Raw genomic sequence first — 22,344 nt, 5'->3', positions numbered from 1 at the left:
AAGTTACTCGCGTCCTTTCGGACGCCCGATGGATCGAGGCTCGGTTACATCGTGTCGTGGGTTTCCGGGTTCCGGAATTGCTGGGGGCGCGGGGCGGCGGGCGCGTGCTCGCCGGAACGATAGATCGTGGCGTCGGCGGCCGAGGGCCGGTACTCGGACGTGCGGTGCTGCGCGGGCCGATAGTCCGAGGCGACCTGCAGCAGACGGGCGTCCGAGCGGACCCGGAACGCGGTGATGATCTCCATGATGCCCAGCACCACCAGCCAGATGCCGGCCACCCAGGCCAGGGTCACCGCCGACTCGAACGGCCAGATGATCAGCACGATGCCGGCGATCGCGGTCAGCACACCGAAGAAGCCGACCCAACCTCGGCCCGGTAGTCGAGGTTCGGAGACCGCCGACATCAGCGAGCTGATGCCGCGGAACAGCCAGCCGATACCGATCCAGAGCCCGAGCAGCCACACCGCGGTGAGCTCGTCCCGGAAACAGAAGAGGCCGATGATGATCGACAGGACGCCGCTGACGAACGCGAGCACTCGCAGACCGGCCCGCGCCGGTGCGCCGAACGCCGCGATCAGCTGCAGGACACCGCTGATCAGCAGATAGACGCCGAAGATGACACCGGCGACCACGGCGGTTTGCCCAGGCCAAGCCAGGACCAGCACGCCGAGCGCCACCGATAGGACACCCAACAGCAGAATGGTTTGCCATGCCCCTCTGGCGAGCGTCTGCAGGGGGCCCTCGGTCGCACCGTTTGTCGTCGTCATGCCGCGATGTTAGGCCGCGGAAAAATAGTTCGCCGAAAATTTGCTATGACGCGCCGAGGTACCGATGACGGCCGCGAAGGGACTACGGCGCGGCCGCGCCGATATTGACCATCCAGTCGACCCCGAATTTGTCGCGGCACATACCGAACTCGTCGCCCCACATCTGCTTCTCCAGCGGCACCGTGACGGTGCCGCCCGCGATCAGCTTCTGCCAGTAGCCGCGCAGCTCCTCGCCGTCGTCGCCGCTGAGGCTGACCGAAATGCTGCTTCCCGGTTGGTAATCCATACCGGGCGGAGTGTCCGCGGCCATCAGGGTGAAGCCGCTGGGCGTCTCCAGCTGCCCGTGCATGACCAGATCGGCGCCGTCACCCGCCACGTCGCCGAACTCGCCGAAGGTGCTGATCGTGAGTTCTCCGCCGAATACCTCGCGATAGAACTCGAGCGCTGTGCGCGCGGTGTCACCGAAACCGAGATAGGGATTGAGCTTGGAGACCATCGGACGCTCCTTGCCGTAGGTGCCATCTGCGAGGTTACTGCGCCCGGCTCGGGTGTGCGATGGGTAACGCATACCTCAGCCGGGGTTTACCGCCTGACCCGCTGGGGAAGTCATCTCGGAGTGGCTCTTCGAGGGGTCGGGTTCGGTGCGTCTATCGGTGGCTAGGAGAAGAGGGTGGCGGTAGTACTCGTGCTGCAGGCACGCGGGCTGGGTGATCTACTCACCACAGTCCCGGCGCTTCGTGCGCTGCGCCGGGCCAAGCCGCGCGACCACATAGTTCTAGCCGCCCCGCACCGCCTCAAACCCATCATCGACCTCACCGCGGCCGTCGACGCGATCGTGCCGACCCCGGAACTGGGCGCGCTGCGCTGGGACGAGCCCCCGCCGCAGCTCGCGGTGAATCTGCACTGGCCCAGCACCGAGAGCATCGTGGAGCTGACCAAGACCGATGCCGATCGGATCCTGAGCTACCGCAATCCGGCCTTCCCGGAGCTGGAGGGCCCGGTCTGGCAGACCGATATGCATCCCGTGGAGCGCTGGTGCCGGCTCATGGAGTCGGACGGGATCACCGCCGACCGCCGCAATCTCGGCTTGGTTCCGCCGGTGTCCACCACCAGCCACCGCGACTGCGTCGTCGTCCATGTCGGAGCGGGCAAGAAGGCGCGGCGCTGGCCCGCCGATCGGTTCGCGGCGGTGGTCCGTCATCTGCTGGTGCTGGGCCGCGAGGTGGTGCTGACCGGTGACGAGTCGGAGCGCGACATCGCCTCGAGCGTGGCCGCGCGGGCCGGGTTGCCGCGCAGTCACGTGCTCGCCGGTGATCAGAGCCTGCTGGAATTCGCCGCTACCGTGGCCGAGGCCGCGCTGGTGGTGTGCGGTGACACCGGCGCCGCCCATCTGGCCACCGCGTTCGGTACCCGCACGGTGCAGTTGTTCGGGCCGACGCCGCCGCGCTGGGGTGGGCCACCGCCGCACCTGATGGGACGGCACGTCGTGCTGTGGGCCGGGCAGATCGGGGATCCGGACGCCGATACCCCGGACGCCGGACTGCTCCGGATCGGGGTCACCGAGGTGATCGCCGCCGTCGACAAACAACTCGGTCAGCGACATTGGCCGGGCACCGAGCGCCGCCGCACGCCGTATCGCCGGGTCGGCTAGGTCCGGCTCTCGGCTTCGCTCAACGCCGCCGAGTAGGCGGCGAGGGCACTGGGCCAGAACTGTTCCAGATAGTCGCGGGCGTCGGCGAGGCCGCGCGGGTCCAGCGAGTAGAGGCGGCGATTGCCGTCTTGGCGCATCATCACCAGCCGGGCTTCGCGCAGCACTTTCAACTGCTGCGACACTGCTGAGCTGCTGATTCCCAGAGTCGCCGCCAGGTCTCCGACCGCGCGCGGCGCCTGCGGCAGCGCCTCGAAGATGGCCCGCCGAGTGGGATCCGAGAGCGCCACGAGCGCCCGAACTCCTTTAGTCGGCACTTAAGTAGTGTGATCGATTGGCATACTTTTGGCGAATTCGGGGAAGAAGTATGTTTTCCCAGGTCGTATCCGAATCGCAGATTGCTCGTTACCCCTTCGTGATCTTCGAACAGGGCTTTTAGCCGTCTGTGACGGTAGCCACAAGATTACGGGCGGTGGATAACCCTCCCGTACGTTCAAATCATGCCCGTAACCGATCCGTTATCTTCGCGGCGGACCGGCGGCTCCAAGCTTGCCCGCCGCCGCGCCGCCGCCACCAAGGTGGCCACCGTGTCAGCGGTTGTCACCGCTTCGCTCGCGATCCTGGCCGGTGCCGACCAGCACATGGACGACACCGGTCGCCTGGACGCCGGTAAGTCCGTCGATCTCAGCACCGAGACCCAGGCCGCCCAAGCCGTCGCGTTCACCCTGCCCGAACTTCCGCAACTCCCCCAACTCGCCCCCGGCACGCTGCCGTGGGAGCCGCACAAGCCGGCCATCGAAAACCGGCCGCGCACCGTCCGTCCCGTCGCGGGCGCGCTGACCTCCAACTTCGGCACCCGCTGGGGCGCCATGCACGCCGGTCTGGACTTCGGCGACGCCCTCGGCGCGCCGATCGTCGCGGTCACCGACGGCGTCATCATCGAAGCGGGCCCCGCCAGCGGCTTCGGCATGTGGGTGCGCGTGCAGCAGGACGACGGCACCGTCGGCGTCTACGGGCACGTCAACGACATTCTGGCGCACGTCGGCCAGCAGGTCCAGGCGGGCGACCTCATCGCCACCGTCGGTAACCGCGGTTACTCCACCGGTCCGCACCTGCATTACGAAGTGCACCACCCCGAGATCGGCCCGATCGACCCCGCCCCCTGGCTCGCCGAGCGCGGCGTTCCGGTGGAGAGCATCGGCGGCGAATAAGCCCACCCCCGGTATTCGCCGGTCGATGAGGGACCGGCGGATGCCCGGAATGCCCCGCGAACATCGTCGTTCGCGGGGCATTCGGCGTGCCGAAGGGTGCTAGCACTCCGGTACTAGCCGGGAATGGCGCTGTAGCGGGAGGTACCCGAGTGCCCCCGAATCCTAATTTCGAGGCATGTCCACGATCGAGATTCCTTCGGCAGCACCGGATTCCAGCCTCCCCCGGCACCGCCGGGCCGCGCCGGAGCAGGCTCGGATCAGCGGACCGCTGCACCGCCCGCTGATGTACATGGTCGTCGCGATGAGCGCGCTGGTGGCGTGCTCCTTCGCGGGCGTGGTCTTCGACGACCGGATGTTGCTCGGCGAGTCGGTGTGGGTGAAGCCGCTGAAGTTCGGTTTCGCCTTCGCGCTCTACGGGCTGACGCTGGCGTGGTTGCTGGCCTTACCGCACCGCGGATCCCGGGCCACCTGGTGGCTGGGCACGACCTTCGCGATCACCGGATTCGCCGACGTCGGGTTCATCGCCCTGCAAGCCGCGCGCGGCACCTACAGCCACTTCAACAATCACGACGTCGACGCCGTCAACGTCATCGGCCAGAAGATCTTCATGTCCGGTGTACCAGGTCTGTTCCTCGCGAATCTCGTTATCGTGCTGATTCTTTCCTGGCAGAAGCTGGTGGACCGGCCGACGACGCGGGCGATCCACGCCGGGCTCGCGCTGGCGGTGCTCGGCATGGCACAGGCCTACCTGATGGGGTTCACCGGTACCCAGCGGGTGCTCGACGCCGACGGCAACAGCATGGAACTGGTCGCCGGGCACACCGTGCTGGAGCAATCCGCGCGCACCGAAGCCGCCCGAGACGACGCCGGCCTGCCGATCATCGGCTGGAGCACCGTCGGCGGCGACCTGCGCATCCCGCACTTCCTCGGGCTGCACGGCATCCAGGTGCTGCTGCTCGCGGTGGTCGTGCTGGCCTGGCTCGCGCCCCGATACGCCTGGCTGCGCGCCGAGCGCACGCGCGCCGCCCTGATCGGCGTGCTCGCGCTGGGTTACACCGGACTGTTCGCAGTGACGTTCTTCCAGGCGATGCGCGCCCAAGCACTGCTCCGCCCGGACGGCATCACGCTCGCCTGTTTCGGCGGTGTCCTCGCCGGTACGGGCTTGCTCGGGTACGCGGTGTACCAGCGGCGGTTCGATGAGGGCCGGGCGACGGGTCGGCCTAGCGCAGACGCTCGGCGTCGCGCGTGAGCTCCACCAGGGTTTTGCTCAGCACAGCCAGCTCCTCCGCGCCGGCGCCCTCGCTGATCGCGGTCGCCACGTCCTCGGCCGCGCAGCGGGCGGCGAACCAGCGATCGGCCAGGTCAGCGGCCTCCTGCGCGCTGAGCACCACCGAGTCGTCGGGAATCCCGGTTCCCTTCAGACTGTTGCGGTGTTCGTAGGCGCGTTGACGACAGGATTGCCGGCAGTACCGGCGTTTACGCCCCGCAGCCGGAGCGGAGCCCGCGGAGCGACCGGATGATCCCGAATCCACGATCTCCCGCCCACACCACAGGCAGGACGACAGCAAGCGGCGCGACATGAGGCAGAACAGTAACGCCTCGGGTGAGGCGTGGGAAAACCACGACACGCCAACAACTACAATGGCTGGGTTCACCGTCGCTGCCAGCCTGCGGGAACTAATCCGCACCGGCTGGCCGTTGTACTGGATGGTCCAGCGAGGTCCACGAGCACACAGGGAGAGGCACACCATGGCAGATCGCGTACTCCGGGGCAGTCGGCTCGGAGCGGTGAGCTACGAGACCGATCGCGACCACGACCTGGCTCCGCGTCGGATCGCCCGGTATCGCACCGACAACGGTGAAGAGTTCGACGTGCCGTTCGCCGACGATGCCGAGATCCCACCGACCTGGTTGTGCCGTAACGGCCAGGAGGGCACCCTCATGGAGGGCACCACCCAGGAGACCAAGAAGGTCAAGCCGCCGCGCACGCACTGGGACATGCTGCTGGAACGCCGCAGCAAGGAAGAGCTCGAGGAGCTGCTCAAGGAGCGCCTGGAACTTCTGAAGACCCGCCGCCGGGCGTAGTCGCACAGCAACGTAAAAGGCCGCTTCCCTTGGGAAGCGGCCTTTTACATGCAGCGGGATCGGATCAACGAGCTGGCTTGGCAAACTCACCAGCGGCGATCAATCGAGCCAGCTCCTTCAGCTGAGCGGCGGTAAGAGTGATCACGGGTCGGCTCCCTCGTCCTCGTCGTCCAAACCCATACGGGCCCGAATCTCAGTATCAATTTCGTCGTCGGTCGGCCATCGTAGCCCATTATCTCGGCAGATCATCTCGATCGCGATCGTCCCTCTGCTATGACTTTCCAAGATGTCTTGGATGTCAGCTGCGCTGAGCCCGTCGGCCATCGGCCCGTCCTTCTCTAGTGGCTCGCTACTTTGCGGTAGCGGAGCAGGGCGAGGGGGGCGGCGACGGCCAGGATGAGCAGTGAGCAGCCGATCGCGTATTCGACGCAGTGCTCGGCGGCCCACCCGGTGGCGGGGGCAAAACTGGGCGGTGCGCCGTTGTCGAACAGTTTGCGGCCCGCCGCGGACACCGCGGTGATCGGATTCCATTCGGCGACCGTGCGCAGGGGGCCGGGCAGGGTTTCGGCGGAGATGAACGCCGAGGAGATGAAACTGAGCGGGAACAGCCAGATCAGTCCGGCGCTCTGGGCTACCTCCACCGTCGGCGACAGCAGGCCGGTGAGCGCGCCCACCCAGGACATGGCGAAGGCGAACAACAGGATGATGCCGAAAGCCAGGACGGCATCGGCGATCCCGCCGTTGATCCGCCAGCCGACCACATAGCCGCAGCCCACCATCACCGTGAGGCTGAGGATATTGACCACCAGATCCGACAGGGTGCGGCCCATCAGCACCGCCATCCGCGACATGGGCAGCGTGCGCATCCGATCGATGATGCCCTTGTGCAGATCGCCCGCGAGACCCACCGTGGTGAACGCGGCGTTGAAAGCCACTGTCTGAGTGAAGATTCCGGCGAGCAGGAACTCCCGGTACTGGCTGCCGCCGAGCGAGGCGCCGAAGATGTAGGCGAACAGGAACACGAACATCAGCGGCTGAATGGTCGCGGTCACCAGCAGCGTCGGCACCCGCAGGATCGTCAGCAGATTTCGGTAGGCGACGATCGCGCTGTCCCGGAAGACCCGCAGCGGCGGCTCGGCGACCTCGGGCGCCATCGCGGACTTCGCAGGCGGTTTCGGCGCGGTCTCCGCGTCCGTGTCCGCGTCCGCACTTCGGAACATTGCACCGGCGGTCACGACATGATCTCCTCTTCTACCTCATCGGTTTCGTTCTCCGAGTCGGTCTCGGACTGGGCGACGGTGCCGGTCAGGGACAGGAACACGTCGTCCAAGCTGGGGCGGTGCACGCTCGCGTCGAGCACGCATACGCCCGCGTCGTCCAGCCGGCGCAGCGCCTCGACCATGGTCCGGGTGCCGTCGCCGACCACCACGGACGCCTCGTCGGTGCCCGCCTCGTGGCTGGGTTCGCCGACGCCGACCTGCGCCAGCACCGCGAGCGCGGGTTTCATCTCCTGGCCGGCGGCCAGGGTGACGGTGAGCCGGTCGCCGCCGATGGAGGTCTTCAGCTCGTCGGCCGAGCCGCGGGCGATGACCCGTCCCCGGTCGACGACGGTGATCCGGTCGGCGAGCAGATCGGCTTCCTCCAGGTACTGGGTGGTGAGCAGCACCGTGGTGCCGTCATCGACCAGATCGCCGATGACGCGCCACATGTCCAGGCGCCCACGGGGATCCAGACCGGTGGTGGGTTCGTCGAGCACCACCACCGCGGGCCGGGCCACCAGCGCACCGGCCAGGTCGAGCCGGCGGGCCATGCCGCCGGAGTAGGTGCCCGCGCGCCGGTGCGCGGCGTGGTCCAGCCCCAGCGCGTCCAGCAGTTCGGCGGCTCGTGCGGTGGCCTGGCGCGGTGACATGCCGTAGAGCCGGGCCACCATGCGCAGATTTTCGTAACCGGACAGGTTCGCGTCGACCGCCGCGTACTGCCCCGACAGGCCGATGCGGCGGCGCGCGGCCGCCGGGTCACGCAACACGTCCACGCCCGCCACTCGCACCGAGCCGCCATCCGGGCGCAGCAGAGTGGTGACGATCCGGACCGTGGTGGTCTTGCCCGCGCCGTTGGGTCCGAGCAGCCCCATCACGGTGCCCGCGGGGATCTGCAGGTCGATGTTGTCGAGCACCCGGATCTTGCCGTAGCTCTTCACCAGCCCCAGCACTTCCACCGCCAGACTCATGACCTCACCTCGCTGCCGCTCGGCTGTGCCCTGTGCCTCCGCCGCACCATGATTCGCTCGCTCCGCTCACTCATGAGAGACCTCGCCCAGCCGCGGCGCGAGCCTGCTCTGCAGGATCTTGCTGGTGACCAGCGTGCTCAAATCCGCCAGGCTGTAGCGGTTCGGCTCCGCCGGTCTCGTGCCGCCGCCCGAACGCATCCCGCGAGAGGACGGCGTCTGCGCGGCCGGACGCCCGGGGACGGCAGTCGGCGCCGCGGACGGGGTGGGTAAGTACACGCCCTCACTCACTAGACGGTCTCCTTCTGGTCGGTGCGACGTGACGCGGTTTCGAGCTGCCGGTGCAGGACCGGGCCGATGGTGGCGAGCGATTCGGGCGTCGTCATTCCCGAGTGCCGGCATGGGAGCCGGTGCTCGTGGATCTGTCCGGTGACGAACGGTTCCCAGGCCGCGGCGCGGCGGTCCGGGTCGGCGAGATTGATCTCGTCGGCGGCCGCGGTGAAGAACACCAGGTCGCCGTCGAAGGTGCGGGGCCGGAACCCGTGGGCGAGCACGGTGCCATTGGCGTAGCCCGCGTACAGCCGTTCCAGATGGTCGACGGTGAGCGCCGCGAACGGACCCGGCCGCGAGCGCAGCAGTTCGGCCGCGTCGCGCAGGCTCATCGCCGGATCCAGTTCCGCGGCGGTGCCGCCCAGCAGGTCACTGCCGAATTCCTCGACGATCTCCGCGACGCTCGGCATGGCCTGTTCCAGCCATCGGTCGGCGAGCTGGTAGCTGTCCATCATCGACAGCAGCGCGACCCGCTCCCCCGCTTCCTGCAATCGCACCGCGATCTCGTGCGCGATCAACCCGCCCAGCGACCAGCCGAGCAGATGGTACGGCCCGGACGGTTGGACCGACTTGATCTGGGCCACATAGTATTCCGCGGCCCGCGCGATCGAGTCGAAGCCGTCCCGCCCGGCCACGTGCGGGGCCTGCAGGCCGTACACCGGACGGTCCGGCGCGAGGTGCGCGAGCAGGCCCGAGTAGCACCAGGCCAGGCCGATCGCGGGATGCACGCAGAACAGCGGAGCCGGACCGGAGGCCGCGGTGACGGGCCGGATGGGGAGTACCGGAGCCAGTGCCGCCGCCATCGCCGCATCCGCACCGCCCGCGGTCTCCAGCCGGGCCGCGATGGCCGCCGGGGTGGCCTCGCCGAACATCAGCTGGACCGGCATGTCGATACCGGTATCGCGCAGCTGCGCCACGACTTTCGTGGCCAGCAGCGAATTGCCGCCGAGTTCGAAGAACCCGTCGTCGGCACCGACCCGCTCCACGCCCAGCACGCTCGCGAAGGCCGCGCACAGGGCCGACTCCATGGGAGTGGCGGGCGCGCGGTAACCGACGATCGCGGTGAACACCGGTTCCGGCAGCGCCTTGCGGTCCAATTTTCCGACCGGGCTGAGCGGCACTTCGTCGATCAGCATGATCGATTGCGGGACCATGTAACTCGGCACCAGCCCGGATACGTGCCGCAAAAGGTCGGGCACGGTGGGCCCGGAACCGGCGCGCGGCTTCACGTACGACACGAGCGCGGTCGCGCCCGCCTGGGTGCGATGTCCGATCGTGGTGGCGAATTCCACGCCCGGGTGCTTGGTGAGCGCGGTATCGATCTCGCCGAGTTCGATACGGAAGCCGCGGATCTTGACCTGATGGTCGGTGCGACCGACATATTCGATCTCGCGCGGCGCGATCGGCGCGGCGCTCACCGCGGGCGCCGGACGCGAACCACGCACGGACACCATCGGACTCGGCGCCGAAGCCGCCGCGGCGGTGCCGCGACCGAACCAGCGCACCAGGTCGCCCGTGCGGTACATGCGTTCGCCCGGTTTGCCGTACGGGTTCGCGATGAACCGCTGCGCGGTCAGTCCGGGCCGGTTCAGGTAGCCGCGGGCGAGCGCGTTGCCGGCCAGGTGCAATTCTCCCGTGACGCCGACCGGGGCCGGGCGCAGGCGCCCGTCCAGGATGGTGGCTCCGACCCCGCGGATCGGGCCGCCGATGGTGATCGGCTCGCCTGGCGTCATGGGTGCGGAGATGACCGTGACGATGGTGGTCTCGGTCGGTCCGTACACGTTGTAGAGGCTCCGGCCCGGCCCCCAGCGGGTGACCAGATCCGGCGGCAAGGCCTCGCCGCCGACCAGCACGTGCTGCAACTCGGTGACCCCGGCCGGGTCGACGGTGCCCAGCGCGGAGGTGGTGATGAACGCGTGCGTGATCTGCTCCTCGATGAACACCTCCCGCAGGTCGGCGCCGCCGACCACACCGGGCGGGGTGATCACCAGGGTGGCCGCGCCGCCGAGCGCCAGCAGCAGATCGAGCATGGCGGCGTCGAAGCTCGGCGTCGCGAAGTGCAGGACGCGGCTACCGGGCCCGACACCGAAACGCTGCGCGGTCTCGTTGGCGAAGTTGGACAGGCCACCGTGGGTAACCACGACACCCTTGGGCGTACCGGTGGAACCGGACGTGTAGATGACGTAGGCCGGATTGTCCACGCGCAGAGCGGCTTTCCGCTCCGACTCGGCGATCGGCTCGTCCGGGGCGGCGAGCACCTCGGCCCGGAACTCGGGATCGTCCAGCGTGAACCAGTGGGTGTCGCGGCACGCGAGATGCAGCTGGTCGTGGTACTCGGCCAGGGTGACGCCGACGCGCGCACCGGAATCGGTCAGCATGTGCCCGATGCGCTGCGGCGGGTACAGCGGGTCGACCGGCACGAACGCCGCACCCGCCTTGGCCACCGCGAGCATCGCGGCCACCGATTCCACCGAACGCGGGATGCCCAGGGCCACCAGGCTTTCCGGGCCGACACCGCGTTCGGTGAGCACGCGCGCAAGGCGGTTGGTCCAGCGGTCGAGCGCGTCGTAGGTCACCTGGGTGTCGCCCGAGCGCAGCGCGATGGCGGTCCGGTCGACCGCTGCCGCCGCCGCGAACACCGCCGGGAAGGTGATCGGGCGATCCGGTTCGATGCCGCGCACCTGGGCCAAACCGGCCCATTCGGCCTGGTCCAAGATCTCCAGGTCACCGACCGGGGCGGTGGGGTTGGCGGCGATCGCGGCCAGCAACCGGGTCAGTCGGGTGCCCAGCCGCAGCGCGGTCCGCTCGTCGAACAGATCGCTCGTATAGTTGACCGACAGCGTGATGCCCGCGGGTTCCTTTGCCGCCGTGTGGTTTTCGGTCAGCGTGAATTGCAGGTCGAATTTGGCGATGCCCGCGTCGACGTCCTCGGCCTCGATCCGCAGACCCGGCAGCTCCAGCACCCGCACCGGGTGGTTCTGCACCGAGAGCATCACCTGGAACAGCGGGTGATGCGCCTGCGACCGGGCCGGGTTCAGCACCTCGACCAGCCGCTCGAACGGCAGGTCGGCGTGCGCGAACGCGTCCAGGTCCAGATCGCGCACCCGGTGCAGCAGGTCGGTGAAAGCGGTCGCCGAGTCGACCTCGGTGCGCAGCACCAGGGTATTGACGAACATGCCGACCATCCCATCGAGCGCGGGGTGGCCGCGTCCGGCGATCGGCGTGCCGACGGTGATGTCGTCGCTGCCGGTCAGCCGGTGCAGCAGCACCGCCAGCGCGGTGTGCAGCACCATGAACATGCTGGCGTTGTTGCCGGCCGCGACAGCGTGCAGTTCCCGGTGCGTGAACGCGTCGATCGGGCATTCCACCAGGCCGCCACGGTAGGACGGTACCGGTGGGCGCGGCCGGTCGGCGGGCACGTTGAGCAGTTCGGGAATGCCGTCGAGACGGTCGCGCCAGTAGGCGAGCTGACGGCTGGCCAGGGACTGCGGATCGTCTTCCGTGCCGAGCGAATCACGCTGCCACAGTGTGTAATCCGCGTACTGCACCTCGGGCTCGGGCCAGCCCGGCTCCGTGCCCGCGCAGGCCGCCCGATAGGCCAGGGCGACGTCGGCCGCCAGCGGTTCCAGGGACCAGCCGTCCATGGCGATGTGATGCGCCACCAGGACGAGCACGTTCTCGGTGGACGCGGCGGGCGGCAGGACGCCGTCCGGGTCGGCCCGCTCGGTGACGGTGATCAACGCGGCCCGCAGCGGTACCTGGTCGGCCAGGTCGAAGCCGGGGGCGGCGAAACTCCGTACCGCCTCGCGGACCTCGCCCGGCGTCACCGTCGCGACGAACAGGGTGACAGCCGCGTCGGCGGGGTCGAGCACCCGCTGCTCGGGGCTTCCGTCGACCTCCGGGAACACGGTGCGCAGGGTCTCGTGCCGGCGCTGCACCTCGTGCAGGGCCCGCACCAGGGCGTCCACGTCGAGCGTGCCCGTCATCCGGAGCACCACCGGAATGTTGTAGGCGCCACTCGCGTTGCCGGATTCCGTTGCAGTCCTGCCGATTTCGTTGAATCGGTTGAGGAACCACAGGCGGCGCTGTGCCGCCGACAGCGGAATCCGATCCGGGCGTTCCCGCCGCACCAACGGCGGACGCGCCTGGTCCTCCCCCGGCCGCGCGTCGAGCAGCGCGGCGAGTTCCGCGACGGTCGGCGCGGCGAACACGCTGCGCACCGCCAGCCGCGCCGTGCCGGCCGCGGCCAACCGGGCCACCAATTGCGTTGCCAGCAGGGAATTTCCGCCGATATCGAAGAAGCTGTCGTCGGCGGAGACAGCGTCCGCGCCGACCAGCTCGGCCATCACGCCGGCCACCAGCTGCTCGGTCTCGGTTCGCGGAGCGCGGGCCACCGGCCCCGCGGTGAACTGCGGCTCGGGCAGCGCGGCGGTGTCGAGCTTGCCGACCGGGGTCAGCGGGAGCTCCCCCAGTACCGTGATCGCCGCCGGAACCATGTGCGCCGGCAGCTGATTGGCGACATGCCGGCGCAGCGTCTCGGTGTCGATACCCCGCGCGTCGGCGGGCTGGACGAACGAGACGATCCGGTCCATACCGGCCAGACGGCGCACCTCGGTGTGCGCGTACCGCACGCTCGGATGTCCGGCCAGCGCGTGGGTGATCTCGCCGAGCTCGATGCGGAAGCCGCGCACCTTCACCTGGTGGTCGCTGCGCCCCAGGTAGACGAGCTCGCCCAGCTTGTTCCAGCGGACCACGTCACCGGTGCGGTACATCCGCGACCCGGACGGGCCGTGCGGGTCGGCGGCGAACCGGCTCGCGGTCAGCCCCGGCCGGTCCAAATAGCCGCGCGCCAGGCCGAATCCGCCCAGGTACAGGTCACCGGGCACGCCGACGGGAACCGGGCGCATCCGCTCATCGAGCACCAGCGCGCGGGCACCGCGCACCGGGATGCCGATGGTCACCGGCTCGCCCGGGTTCAACGGCCCAGCCACCGTGATGACCACGGTGGTCTCGGTCGGGCCGTATCCGTTGAACAGCGACCGTCCCGGCGCCCAGCGCGCCACCAGACTCGGTTCCAGCGCCTCCCCACCGGCGCAGATCGCCTGCAGGTCGGGCAGCGGCCAGCGGTCGCGGTCGATCGTCGCCAGCGCGGCCGGAGTCATGAAGGTATGAGTGACGCGCTCGCGGGTCATCAGCGCGGCGAGTTCGTCGCCGCCGTAGAGATCGGGCGGGCAGATGACCAGCCCCGCACCGGATCCCCAAGCCAGCAATACGTCGAAAATGGAGGCGTCGAAGCTGGGCGTGGAGAAGTGGAACGCGCGCGAGTCCCGCTCGACACGCAAGCGGTCGCGCAGTTCGTCGGCGAGATTGGACAGGCCGCCGTGGGTGACGGCCACTCCCTTCGGCTTTCCGGTGGAGCCGGAGGTGTAGATCACGTAGGCCAGGTCGAGGATCTGCAGATCGCGGGTGCGCTCCCAGTCCTCGATCAGATCGTCGTCGTGCTCGGCCAGTTCGCTGATCAGATCCTCGTCGTCGAGCAGCAGCCATTCGGTGACGCGGCCGCCGTCGTGCGGGGTGCCCGCCGCGCGCAGCCGGGTGGCCTGCGCGGACATCGTGATACCGGTCCAGCAGCCGGAGTCGGCGAGCATGTGCCGGACGCGATCGGCCGGGTACTTCGGGTCGACCGGCACGAACGCCGCACCGGCTTTGGCGACGGCGAGCGCCGCCACCACCGATTCGATGGACCGGATCAGACCGAGGGCGACCCGGTCGCCGGGCCCGATGCCGCGCTCGATGAGGGCGCGCGCCAACCGGTTGGAGACCCGATCGGTTTCGGCGTAGGTGAGGGTGATCGGCTCGGCGTCCGGATCGGGCCGGAAGCTCAGCGCCAGCCGGTCCGGATGCATGTGCGCGGTCGCGGTGAAGCACGCCGCGAGCGTGCACGGCGGATTGGCCGGCGATCCGTTGGCGGGGGTGAGCAACCGCCGTTCGGTCTCGGTGCGGGCGTCGATATCGCGGATCAATACCCGCGGGTCGGCGGTGACCGCGGCGAGCACGCGCAGCAGCCGGTCGGCCAGGGTCTCGATCGTCTCCGCGTCGAAAAGTTCGGCGGCATAGACGAATTCGAAGGCCTGGCCGGACTGACCCGGGCCGTCGCAGGCAATGGCGGTAGCGCGCAACTCCAGGTCGAACTTGGCCAGCGCGATATCCAGTTCGTCGGCGCGCAACGCCAGATCCGGCAACTGCAACGTGGGCACCGGTCCGTCCTGGACGGTCAGCGCCACCTGGAACAGCGGCGGCCGGTTGGTGGCGCGCACCTGCTTGCCGAGTTCCTCGACGATCCGCTCGAACGGGATATCGGCGTGCTCCATCGCGGCCAGTTCGGTGTCGCGGTCGGCGCGCAGCAGCGCGGCGAACGGACGGTCCGGGTCGACATCGGAGCGCAGCACGAGGGTGTTGACGAACATGCCGACGAGTTCGTCGAGTTGGGCGTCGGTGCGGCCCGCGATCGGGGTGCCGATCACGATGTCGCGGCCGCCGGTCACGCAGCGCAACAGCACCGCCAGCGCCGAGCGCAGCACCATGAACAGGCTGACGCCCTGTTCCCGGGCCAGCTCCGACAGGGCCTGCTGCACCGGCTCGGGCACGGTGAACGCGACGGTCCCGGCCTCGTGAGTCGGTGCCGCGGGGCGTGGACGGTCGTACGGCAGCGGCAGTTCCTCGGGAATACCGGCCAGCGCGGTGCGCCAGTAGGCGAGCTGGCGTCCCGCGAGGCTGTCCGGATCGGTTTCGTCGCCGAGGACGGCGCGCTGCCACAGCCCGAAGTCCGCGTATTGCACGGGAAGTGGCTGCCAGGCCGGGGCCTCGCCGTCGTGGCGGGCCACGTAGGCGGCGGCGAGATCGCGGGTCAGCGGACCCAGCGACCAGCCGTCTGCGGCGATGTGGTGCAGCGCGATACCCAGCAGGTAGCGCTCGGATTCACTGCGCAACAAGGAGATTCGCAGCGGAACCTCGGTGGTGAGGTCGAAGCCGCGGCGCGCCAGCTGACGCAGTGCCCGCTCCGCCCCGGCCGCGTCGGTATCGACCGGCACGACCTCCGGCATCGCCTCGGCCGTCGGCAGCACACGCTGCCACGCACCCTGGTCGTCCTCCGGGAAGACGGTGCGCAGCACCTCGTGCCGATCGACCAGGTCGGTGAGCGCGGCCCGCAACGCCGCCACATCCAAATCGCCGTCGATTCGAATGACGAAAGCGATGTTGTAGGCACTGGATTCGGGTGAGAATCGATTCAGGAACCACAGTCGCTGCTGCGGCAGCGACAATGGAATGCGTCCCGGACGCGGCGTGCGCACAGCCAGCGCCAGCCGCTGCGTCCGGGGCGCTTCCGTGAGTCGCTCCGCCACTCCCGCGACCGTGGGGGTTTCGAAGATCGCCCGAACCGGCAGGTCCACACCGAATTCCGCGTGCAGCGCCGCCGCCAGGCGAGTCGCCAGCAGCGAGTTGCCGCCCACGTCGAAGAAGCTGTCCTCGGCTCCGGTGACGGGGTGCCCGAGGATCTGCCCGAATACCTCCGCGACCCGCTGCTCGGTGGCGTCGGCCGGGGGTCGCGAGGAGCCCGCGGCGGCGAACACCGGTGCCGGCAACGCCTTTCGATCCAGTTTCCCGGATTGGGTGACCGGCAGTTCGTCGAGCACCACGACCGAGGCGGGCACCATGTAGCCCGGCAGCCGCTGCCGCGCGGTCTCGGCGACCGCCGTGCCGGTGACCGGCGCCGACTCTGTCGAGTGACCGGACAAGCCGTCACCGGCGTCGGCGGTCACATAGGAAGCCAGGCGCGGTTGACCGTGCTCATCGGTATGCACGACCGTCATCGCGAAATTCACGCCCGGATGCGCGCGCAGCACATGGTCGATCTCGCTGAGCTCGATCCGGAAGCCACGAATCTTGACCTGGTCGTCGGCGCGGCCCAGGAAGCGCAGCAGCCCCGTGGCGTCGGCGACCACGAGATCGCCGGTGCGATACATGCGTTCGCCGCGCCGGCCGTGCGGGTTGGCCGGAAAACGATGTGCGGTCAAGCCCAGCCGGCCGAGATAGCCGCGTGCCAGCCCGGGGCCCGACAGATACAGCTCGCCCGGGGTGCCCGGCGGTACCGGATGCAGGCGTCCGTCGAGCACGAACAACCGCATCCCGCGCACCGGAAGACCCAGCGGCACCGGCTGTCCCGCCGCTATCGGCCCGGAGGCCGTGGCGGCGACGGTGGCCTCCGACGGCCCGTACATGTTGTGGATCCGGTGCCGTCGCGACCAGGTCGCGACCAATTCCTCGGAGCAGGCCTCGCCGCCGACGATCACGGCTTCGAGCTGATCGAGCTGCTCGTCGGGCACCGTCGCCAGCGCGGCCGGGGTGATGAAGGCGTGCGTAATCCGTTCTGTCCGCAGCAGATCCGCGAGTTCCCGACCGCCGTACAGACCCGCCGGGGCGACCACGATGGTCGCGCCCGCCGCGAAACCGAGCAGCAACTCGAGCACCGAGGCGTCGAAACTCGGCGAGGAGAAGTGCAGGGTGCGCGCGGCATCGGTGACACCGAACAGGTGCATCTGCTCGTGCGCCAGCGAGGCCAGACCGGCGTGGGTGACCACGACGGCCTTCGGTTTGCCGGTCGAGCCGGAGGTGTAGATGAGATAGGCGGGATGCGCCACGCGCAGCGGATGGTGCCGCTCCACGTCGGTGATCGGATCGGTGGTGTAGCGCGCGGATTCTTCGGCCAGCTCGGTGGACCCCAGCACCAGCCAATCCACAGATTGTTTGCGGTGCTTCCCTTGCGCGAGCGGCCAGGCGGGCATGGCCGCCAGGCACTCGGGGATGGTCAGCCCGAGCATGGCGCCCGAATCGGCGATCATGTGCCCGATGCGCTCGGCCGGGTAGCCCGGATCGATCGGCACATAGGCCGCACCGGTTTTGGCGACAGCCCAGACCGCAGCGATCGAGTCCAGGCTGCGCGGCAAGGCGACCGCGACGACGACCTCCGGGCCGGCGCCGTGCTCGATCAGCACCCGCGCCAGGCGGTTCGACAGTTCGTCCAGCTCGCGATAGGTGGTGTCGCGGCCCTCGTAACGCACCGCGACCGCATCGGGCAGGCGCTCGGCGATCTCGGTGAGCATCCGGGGCAGGGTGACCGAGGGCTCGGCGGGCGAGCCGGCGATCGGCACCAGTTTCGCGGCTTCCCGGCGGTCCAGGATCTCGATGTCGCCGACCGGGACCTCCGGTGCGGCCACCACGGCGTCGAGCACCGCGACGAACCGGCGCGCGAACGCCGCCACCGTACGCTCATCGAAAACATCGGTGGCGTAACCGAATTCGGCGGCCAGCGGACCATCGGCGCGCCCGTCGCGCACCTCCAGCTGCAGATCGAACTTGGCGATGCCCGCGTCCAGCGGCAGGACCTCGGCTCGCACCGGGGCGCCGTCGACGCCGGGCAGCTCGATCCGCAGCTCGGGTGCGCGGTCGTAGGACAGCATCACCTGGAACAGCGGATGACGCGCGGCCGAGCGATCCGGGTTGACCACCTCGACCAGTCGTTCGAACGGTACGTCGGCATTGGCGAACGCGTTCAGGTCGGTTTCCCGGACCAGGTCCAGCATCTGGCCGAAGCCCGCGGCGAGATCGACCTCGGTGCGCAGCACGAGGGTGTTGACGAACATGCCGACCAGGTCGTCCAGCGCCGGATCGGTGCGACCGGCGATGGGCGTACCGATCGCGATATCGTCGCTGCCGCACAGCCGGGCCAACAGTGTCGCCAGCGCGGCATGCAGCACCATGAACATGCTGACGCCCCGGGTAGCGGCGAGTTCGCTTGCCGCGCGGCGAGTTTCGGCGGAGATGGTGAACTCCACCCGGCCGCCGCCGGTACCGCGGCGCAACGGGCGCGGCCGATCCAGCGGCAGGTCCAGCTGGTCGGGCAGCCCGTCCAGCGTGCCGCGCCAGAAGTCGAGCTGGCGGCTCAGCGCGCTGGTCTCGTCGTTCTCGTCGCCGAGCAGCTCACGCTGCCACAGCGCGAAATCGGCGTACTGCACCGGAAGCGGCTGCCAGCCGGGCGCGGCACCCCGAGCCCGAGCCGCCACCGCGGCCATCAGGTCACGCGCCAGCGGAGCGACAGACCAGCCGTCACCGCAAATGTGGTGCAGCACCAGCAGGAACACGTGCTGGTCCGGTCCGGTCGACCACAGCGCCACCCGGATCGGGGCCTGGCTGCGCAGATCGAACCCGTACCCGGCGAATTCGGTGGCGAGCGCGGCGACATCGGCGCCGGTCGCTTCGATCGGGTCCAGCGTCAGCGGAATCTCCGCGGCCGGATGCACCACCTGGTAGGGACCTGCCGCGGATTCCGGGAAGGTACTGCGCAGGCTCTCATGCCGTTCGATGACGTCGATGAGTCCGGCGCGCAACGCGTCCAGGTCGAGCGGGCCGTCGACGCGCACGGCCAGGGACATGTTGTAGGCGGCGGCGTGCTCGGCGAACCGGTTCAGGATCCACAGCCGCTGCTGGGCCAGCGACAACGGAATACGGTCCGGGCGTTTCCCCGCGACGAGTCTCGGGGTCGAGCTCGGGGTATGGGTGGCGAAACGGACGGTGAGCGCGGCGATCGTCGCTGCCTCGAACAGGTCGCGAATGGTGAGGCCGACACCGAGCGCGGCGTTGATCCGGGCCACGGCGCGCGCCGCGACCAGCGAGTTGCCGCCGAGATCGAAGAAGTTGTCGGCGGTGCCGACCTCGGACGGATCGAGGTCGAGCACCTCGGCGAAGATCCCGGCCAGCGTGCGTTCGACGTCGGTGCGCGGTTCGGCGCTGACGCGCTGCGGGCGCGCCACCGCGGCGGGCGCGGGCAGGGCCTTGCGGTCGATCTTGCCGTTCGAGTTGAGCGGTAATTCCTCGAGCGCGACCAGCATGACGGGCACCATGTAGCTGGGCAAGGTCTGCCGCAGCGCGGTGAGCAGTGCGGCGGTGTCGATGGTGTGGCCGGGAGTGGCGACGACATAACCGACGAGTTCGTCACCGGCGCGCCCGGCACGGGCCACACAGACGGCACGCGCCACGGCGGGATCGGCCAGCAGCGCGGACTCGATCTCACCGAGTTCGATACGCAGGCCGCGAATCTTGACCTGAAAGTCGGTGCGGCCGAGATAGTCCAGCACACCGATGGATTCGTCGGCGGGTTGCGCACCGTGATCGGGGTCGACCTGCCAGCGCGCGAGGTCGCCGGTGCGGTACATGCGGGCGCCGGGGGTGAACGGGTTGGCGACGAACCGGTCCGCGGTCAGGCGCGGCTGCCCGAGGTAGCCGCGGGCCAACTGCACACCCGCCAGGTACAGCTCCCCCACCACGCCGGGCGGCACCGGACGCAGCTCCGGGTCCAGCACGTAGGTCTGGGTGTTCCACACCGGGCTGCCGATCGGCACGCTCGCCGGGTCGGGCGGGCAGGGCCAGTAGGTGACGTCGACCGCGGCCTCGGTGGGCCCGTACAGATTGTGCAGGGCGGCCTGGGGCAGCGCGGCCCGGAATTCGTGCGCCGTGGCGGCGGGCAACGCCTCACCGCTGCAGAACACCTGACGCAGACCGGCGCAGCCGCGCACGTCGGTATCGGTGACGAACACCGACAGCATGGACGGCACGAAATGCGCTGTGGTGATGCCTTTCTCGACAATGAGCTGGGCCAGGTACACCGGATCCCGGTGACCGTCCGGCATGGCGACAACCAGTCGTGCGCCGATCTGCAAGGGCCAGAAGAACTCCCACACCGACACGTCGAAGGTGGCGGGGGTCTTCTGCAACACCGCGTCGGTGGCGTCGAGCGGATAGGCGTGCTGCATCCAGCGCAGCCGGTTCACGATGGCGGCGTGCGTAACGCCGACACCCTTGGGCTTGCCGGTGGAACCGGAGGTGAAGATGACATAGGCCAGATGATCCGCGCGCAGCGGCGCGCGCCGATCGGCGTCGGTGACCGGCGCGCCGTCGAGATCCGCCAGGTCGAGGGTGTCGATGGCCAGGGTGGGCACGCCTTCGGGCAGGACGAGCCTGTCGCGCGCGGCGGTCAATACGCAGACCGGGTCGGCCTGCCGGGCGATCTCCTCGATCCGCTCGGCCGGGTGCTCCGGATCCAGCGGCAGGTAGGCCGCGCCCGCCTTGACGATCGCGTACATGCCGACGACGAGTTCGATGCCGCGGCGCAGGCACAGGCCGACCAGGGTGTCCGGACCCGCGCCGCGCGCGATGAGCAGCCGGGCCAGGCGATTGGCCTGATCGTCGAATTCCGCGTAAGTCAGTGTCTCAGCGCCGAATTCGAGCGCGACACTGTCCGGGCAGAGCCCGGCCTGGATGGCGAACAGCCCGGCCAGGGTGCCCTGCTGCACCGGGGCCTCGGTGGCGTTCCAGTCGTAGAGCACCAGGTCGCGTTCCGCCGCGGTGATGGCGGTGAGCGTATTCGCGAGTGTGGCCGGCTCCGCGGCGAGGAAGCGGCTGAGGAAGTCCAGGAATCGGGCGTGATGCGAACCGACCTCGGCGTCGGAGTAGAGCCGCGGGTTGGCCTCGAAATCGACGTGGATACGACCGCCGTCGCCGTTGTAGAGATTGACCGACAGGTCCTCCACCGGGCCGGTGGACAGCACATGCAGCGAGCCGGGCAGACTGCCGAACTTCAGCTCGTTGTGGAACAGCATGATGTTGACCATCGGGCCGAAGAACCCGCGCGCGTCCCGGGAGTAGCCGCAGTCGCGGCGGATGTCGTCGTGCCGGTAGCGCTGGTGCCGCAGCGCGCCGGTGATCTGCAGTTCCGCGGCGCGCACCGCGTCGGCGACGGTGGTCTCGGCGCCGAAGCGGAAGCGGATCGGCACCACATTGGACACCACGCCCGCCGAGCGCCGCAGTGCGACGGTGGTGCGCGCGGATACCGGGAGACTCAGCACCACATCGGGATTGCCGGTGACCGAGCGGACGTAGCAGGCCAGCGCGGCGGCGAACAGGGTGGAGCTGTGCGTCCCGAAGGCGGCCACGGCGGCGTTCATCGCGGCGTCGGTGGCCTGGTCGAGTTCGCCGGCGGCGGTACGACGCCCGGCTTCGGGCAGGGAGCCGGTGACGGTGGCGTTGGACAGGGTGACCACACCGCCGGCGCCGGCGAGCTGCTCGGTCCAGTATTCCCGATCGTTGCGGAAGCGGCTGGAATCGCGATAGGTCTGCTCGTCGGCGTAGATATCCCGCAACGGGGTCGCGCGGGATACCGCGGGTTCGCTCTGGTTTTCCAGGGCGGAGTAGATCTCCGCGGTGCGGGTCAGGGCGTTCATGGCGCCGTAGCCGTCGATGACGATGTGGTGGGCGCGGGCGTACCAGATGTAGTCGGCGTCGCCGACGCGCAGGATCGCGTTGGTGGTCAACGGATCTCGCTCCAGATCGATGGGCGAGCCGGAGTGCGCGTCCATCCAGCGCAGCGCGGCGGCCTTGGGATCGGCCTCCGCGCGCAGGTCGATGCGCGCCCAGCCCGGACGGCGCCGCATATCGATCATCTGATGCGGGATGCCATCGATCTCCTGCAGGCGCACATGGCCGACCTCGGTCTCGGCGCCGAACCGTTCGATCGCGTAGAGCAGCCGGCCCACGTCGAGATCGCCGTGGATCTCCACGTACTGGGCGATGGTGAGCGGCACCTCCGGACGAATCCGCTGCGCGTACCACAGGGCCGTCTGCGCGGGCGTGAGCGGAAAAGGTTGTGCCGAGAATTCGCTGGAAGAGCATTGGTCTACGCGATCGGTGGCCAATGACCTCATCAAATCACTCCGTTCTGCCGGTTGGAACACCGCGTCGCCTTGCGACCCCGGGAGGGGTGGTAATCGGGCGACGGGTAGCGCAGTTGACGCAACTCCCCGAGCACCACCACGACCCGCGCGCACGCGCCAGCCGTAGGACGTGATCCACGACCTATGATTCGGAGCATCAAGACCAACGGATGGTCGCCGATGTGGATTTGTTTCACATCGGAGTGCGTTGGGGTAGCGCCTATTCCATCAGCTAATGGATGGCTATTTATCGCAG

The 22,344-nt window shown here is 69.2% G+C and carries 12 protein-coding genes; 4 read left to right on the top strand and 8 right to left on the bottom strand.

The features are described from left to right. Positions 1 to 44 precede the first annotated feature (44 nt). Complete coding sequence (locus BJ987_RS19845; protein WP_209892169.1) at positions 45 to 767, bottom strand: HdeD family acid-resistance protein; 723 nt, start codon at positions 765 to 767, stop codon at positions 45 to 47. Positions 768 to 849: 82 nt separating this feature from the next. Continuing rightward, entirely contained in the window at positions 850 to 1,263 is a 414-nt protein-coding gene (locus tag BJ987_RS19840; protein ID WP_209892166.1) for a VOC family protein, read from the bottom strand. Between the two features lie 174 nt (positions 1,264 to 1,437). Between BJ987_RS19840 and BJ987_RS19835 the strand changes: the two genes are divergently transcribed. Next, on the top strand, positions 1,438 to 2,418 hold the full coding sequence (locus tag BJ987_RS19835; RefSeq protein ID WP_209892164.1) for a glycosyltransferase family 9 protein: 981 nt from the start codon (positions 1,438 to 1,440) through the stop codon (positions 2,416 to 2,418). Here the strand turns inward: BJ987_RS19835 and BJ987_RS19830 are convergent. Continuing rightward, a complete protein-coding gene (locus BJ987_RS19830) occupies positions 2,415 to 2,705 on the bottom strand; it encodes an ArsR/SmtB family transcription factor (protein WP_372446881.1) in 291 nt (96 codons plus the stop codon). The genes BJ987_RS19835 and BJ987_RS19830 overlap by 4 nt on opposite strands. A gap of 210 nt (positions 2,706 to 2,915) precedes the next feature. Between BJ987_RS19830 and BJ987_RS19825 the strand changes: the two genes are divergently transcribed. After that, on the top strand, positions 2,916 to 3,626 hold the full coding sequence (locus tag BJ987_RS19825; protein WP_209892160.1) for a M23 family metallopeptidase: 711 nt from the start codon (positions 2,916 to 2,918) through the stop codon (positions 3,624 to 3,626). Positions 3,627 to 3,801: 175 nt separating this feature from the next. Beyond that, entirely contained in the window at positions 3,802 to 4,875 is a 1,074-nt protein-coding gene (locus BJ987_RS19820; RefSeq protein WP_209892157.1) for a hypothetical protein, read from the top strand. Here the strand turns inward: BJ987_RS19820 and BJ987_RS19815 are convergent. Beyond that, a complete protein-coding gene (locus tag BJ987_RS19815; RefSeq protein WP_209892154.1) occupies positions 4,847 to 5,206 on the bottom strand; it encodes a hypothetical protein in 360 nt (119 codons plus the stop codon). The two genes, BJ987_RS19820 and BJ987_RS19815, sit on opposite strands and share 29 nt — an antisense overlap. A gap of 169 nt (positions 5,207 to 5,375) precedes the next feature. On the opposite strand from BJ987_RS19815, the gene BJ987_RS19810 reads away from it, so the two are divergent. Next, a complete protein-coding gene (locus BJ987_RS19810) occupies positions 5,376 to 5,711 on the top strand; it encodes an RNA polymerase-binding protein RbpA (RefSeq protein ID WP_209892151.1) in 336 nt (111 codons plus the stop codon). A 338-nt stretch (positions 5,712 to 6,049) separates the two neighbouring features. Here the strand turns inward: BJ987_RS19810 and BJ987_RS19805 are convergent, their stop codons facing one another. From BJ987_RS19805 to BJ987_RS19790, 4 genes are all read right to left on the bottom strand, one after another. After that, a complete protein-coding gene (locus BJ987_RS19805) occupies positions 6,050 to 6,865 on the bottom strand; it encodes an ABC transporter permease (RefSeq protein WP_209898751.1) in 816 nt (271 codons plus the stop codon). A gap of 77 nt (positions 6,866 to 6,942) precedes the next feature. Next, a complete protein-coding gene (locus BJ987_RS19800) occupies positions 6,943 to 7,938 on the bottom strand; it encodes an ATP-binding cassette domain-containing protein (protein ID WP_209892147.1) in 996 nt (331 codons plus the stop codon). A gap of 66 nt (positions 7,939 to 8,004) precedes the next feature. Further along, positions 8,005 to 8,226, bottom strand: coding sequence for a hypothetical protein (locus tag BJ987_RS19795; protein ID WP_209892144.1), 222 nt, complete (start codon positions 8,224 to 8,226; stop codon positions 8,005 to 8,007). Further along, the gene (locus tag BJ987_RS19790) at positions 8,226 to 22,079 is read right to left on the bottom strand and encodes a non-ribosomal peptide synthetase (protein WP_209892141.1); all 13,854 of its coding nucleotides are present in this window, start codon (positions 22,077 to 22,079) and stop codon (positions 8,226 to 8,228) included. Before BJ987_RS19790 ends, BJ987_RS19795 begins: the two co-directional genes overlap by 1 nt. Positions 22,080 to 22,344: the final 265 nt, after the last annotated feature.

It is taken from the genome of Nocardia goodfellowii, from assembly GCF_017875645.1.
Classification (GTDB): Bacteria; Actinomycetota; Actinomycetes; order Mycobacteriales; family Mycobacteriaceae; genus Nocardia; species Nocardia goodfellowii.
Note: the sequence above shows the minus strand (reverse complement) of the source record. Positions and strands in the feature narration are given on the sequence as shown.

What these genes read in the sequence shown, in the direction of transcription:
- BJ987_RS19815 (WP_209892154.1), bottom strand. Translation starts at nt 5,206, where the DNA reads ATGTCGCGCCGCTTGCTGTCGTCCTGCCTGTGGTGTGGGCGGGAGATC.
- BJ987_RS19810 (WP_209892151.1), top strand. Translation starts at nt 5,376, where the DNA reads ATGGCAGATCGCGTACTCCGGGGCAGTCGGCTCGGAGCGGTGAGCTAC.
- BJ987_RS19790 (WP_209892141.1), bottom strand. Translation starts at nt 22,079, where the DNA reads ATGAGGTCATTGGCCACCGATCGCGTAGACCAATGCTCTTCCAGCGAA.
- BJ987_RS19820 (WP_209892157.1), top strand. Translation starts at nt 3,802, where the DNA reads ATGTCCACGATCGAGATTCCTTCGGCAGCACCGGATTCCAGCCTCCCC.
- BJ987_RS19840 (WP_209892166.1), bottom strand. Translation starts at nt 1,263, where the DNA reads ATGGTCTCCAAGCTCAATCCCTATCTCGGTTTCGGTGACACCGCGCGC.
- BJ987_RS19805 (WP_209898751.1), bottom strand. Translation starts at nt 6,865, where the DNA reads ATGGCGCCCGAGGTCGCCGAGCCGCCGCTGCGGGTCTTCCGGGACAGC.
- BJ987_RS19800 (WP_209892147.1), bottom strand. Translation starts at nt 7,938, where the DNA reads ATGAGTCTGGCGGTGGAAGTGCTGGGGCTGGTGAAGAGCTACGGCAAG.
- BJ987_RS19825 (WP_209892160.1), top strand. Translation starts at nt 2,916, where the DNA reads ATGCCCGTAACCGATCCGTTATCTTCGCGGCGGACCGGCGGCTCCAAG.
- BJ987_RS19845 (WP_209892169.1), bottom strand. Translation starts at nt 767, where the DNA reads ATGACGACGACAAACGGTGCGACCGAGGGCCCCCTGCAGACGCTCGCC.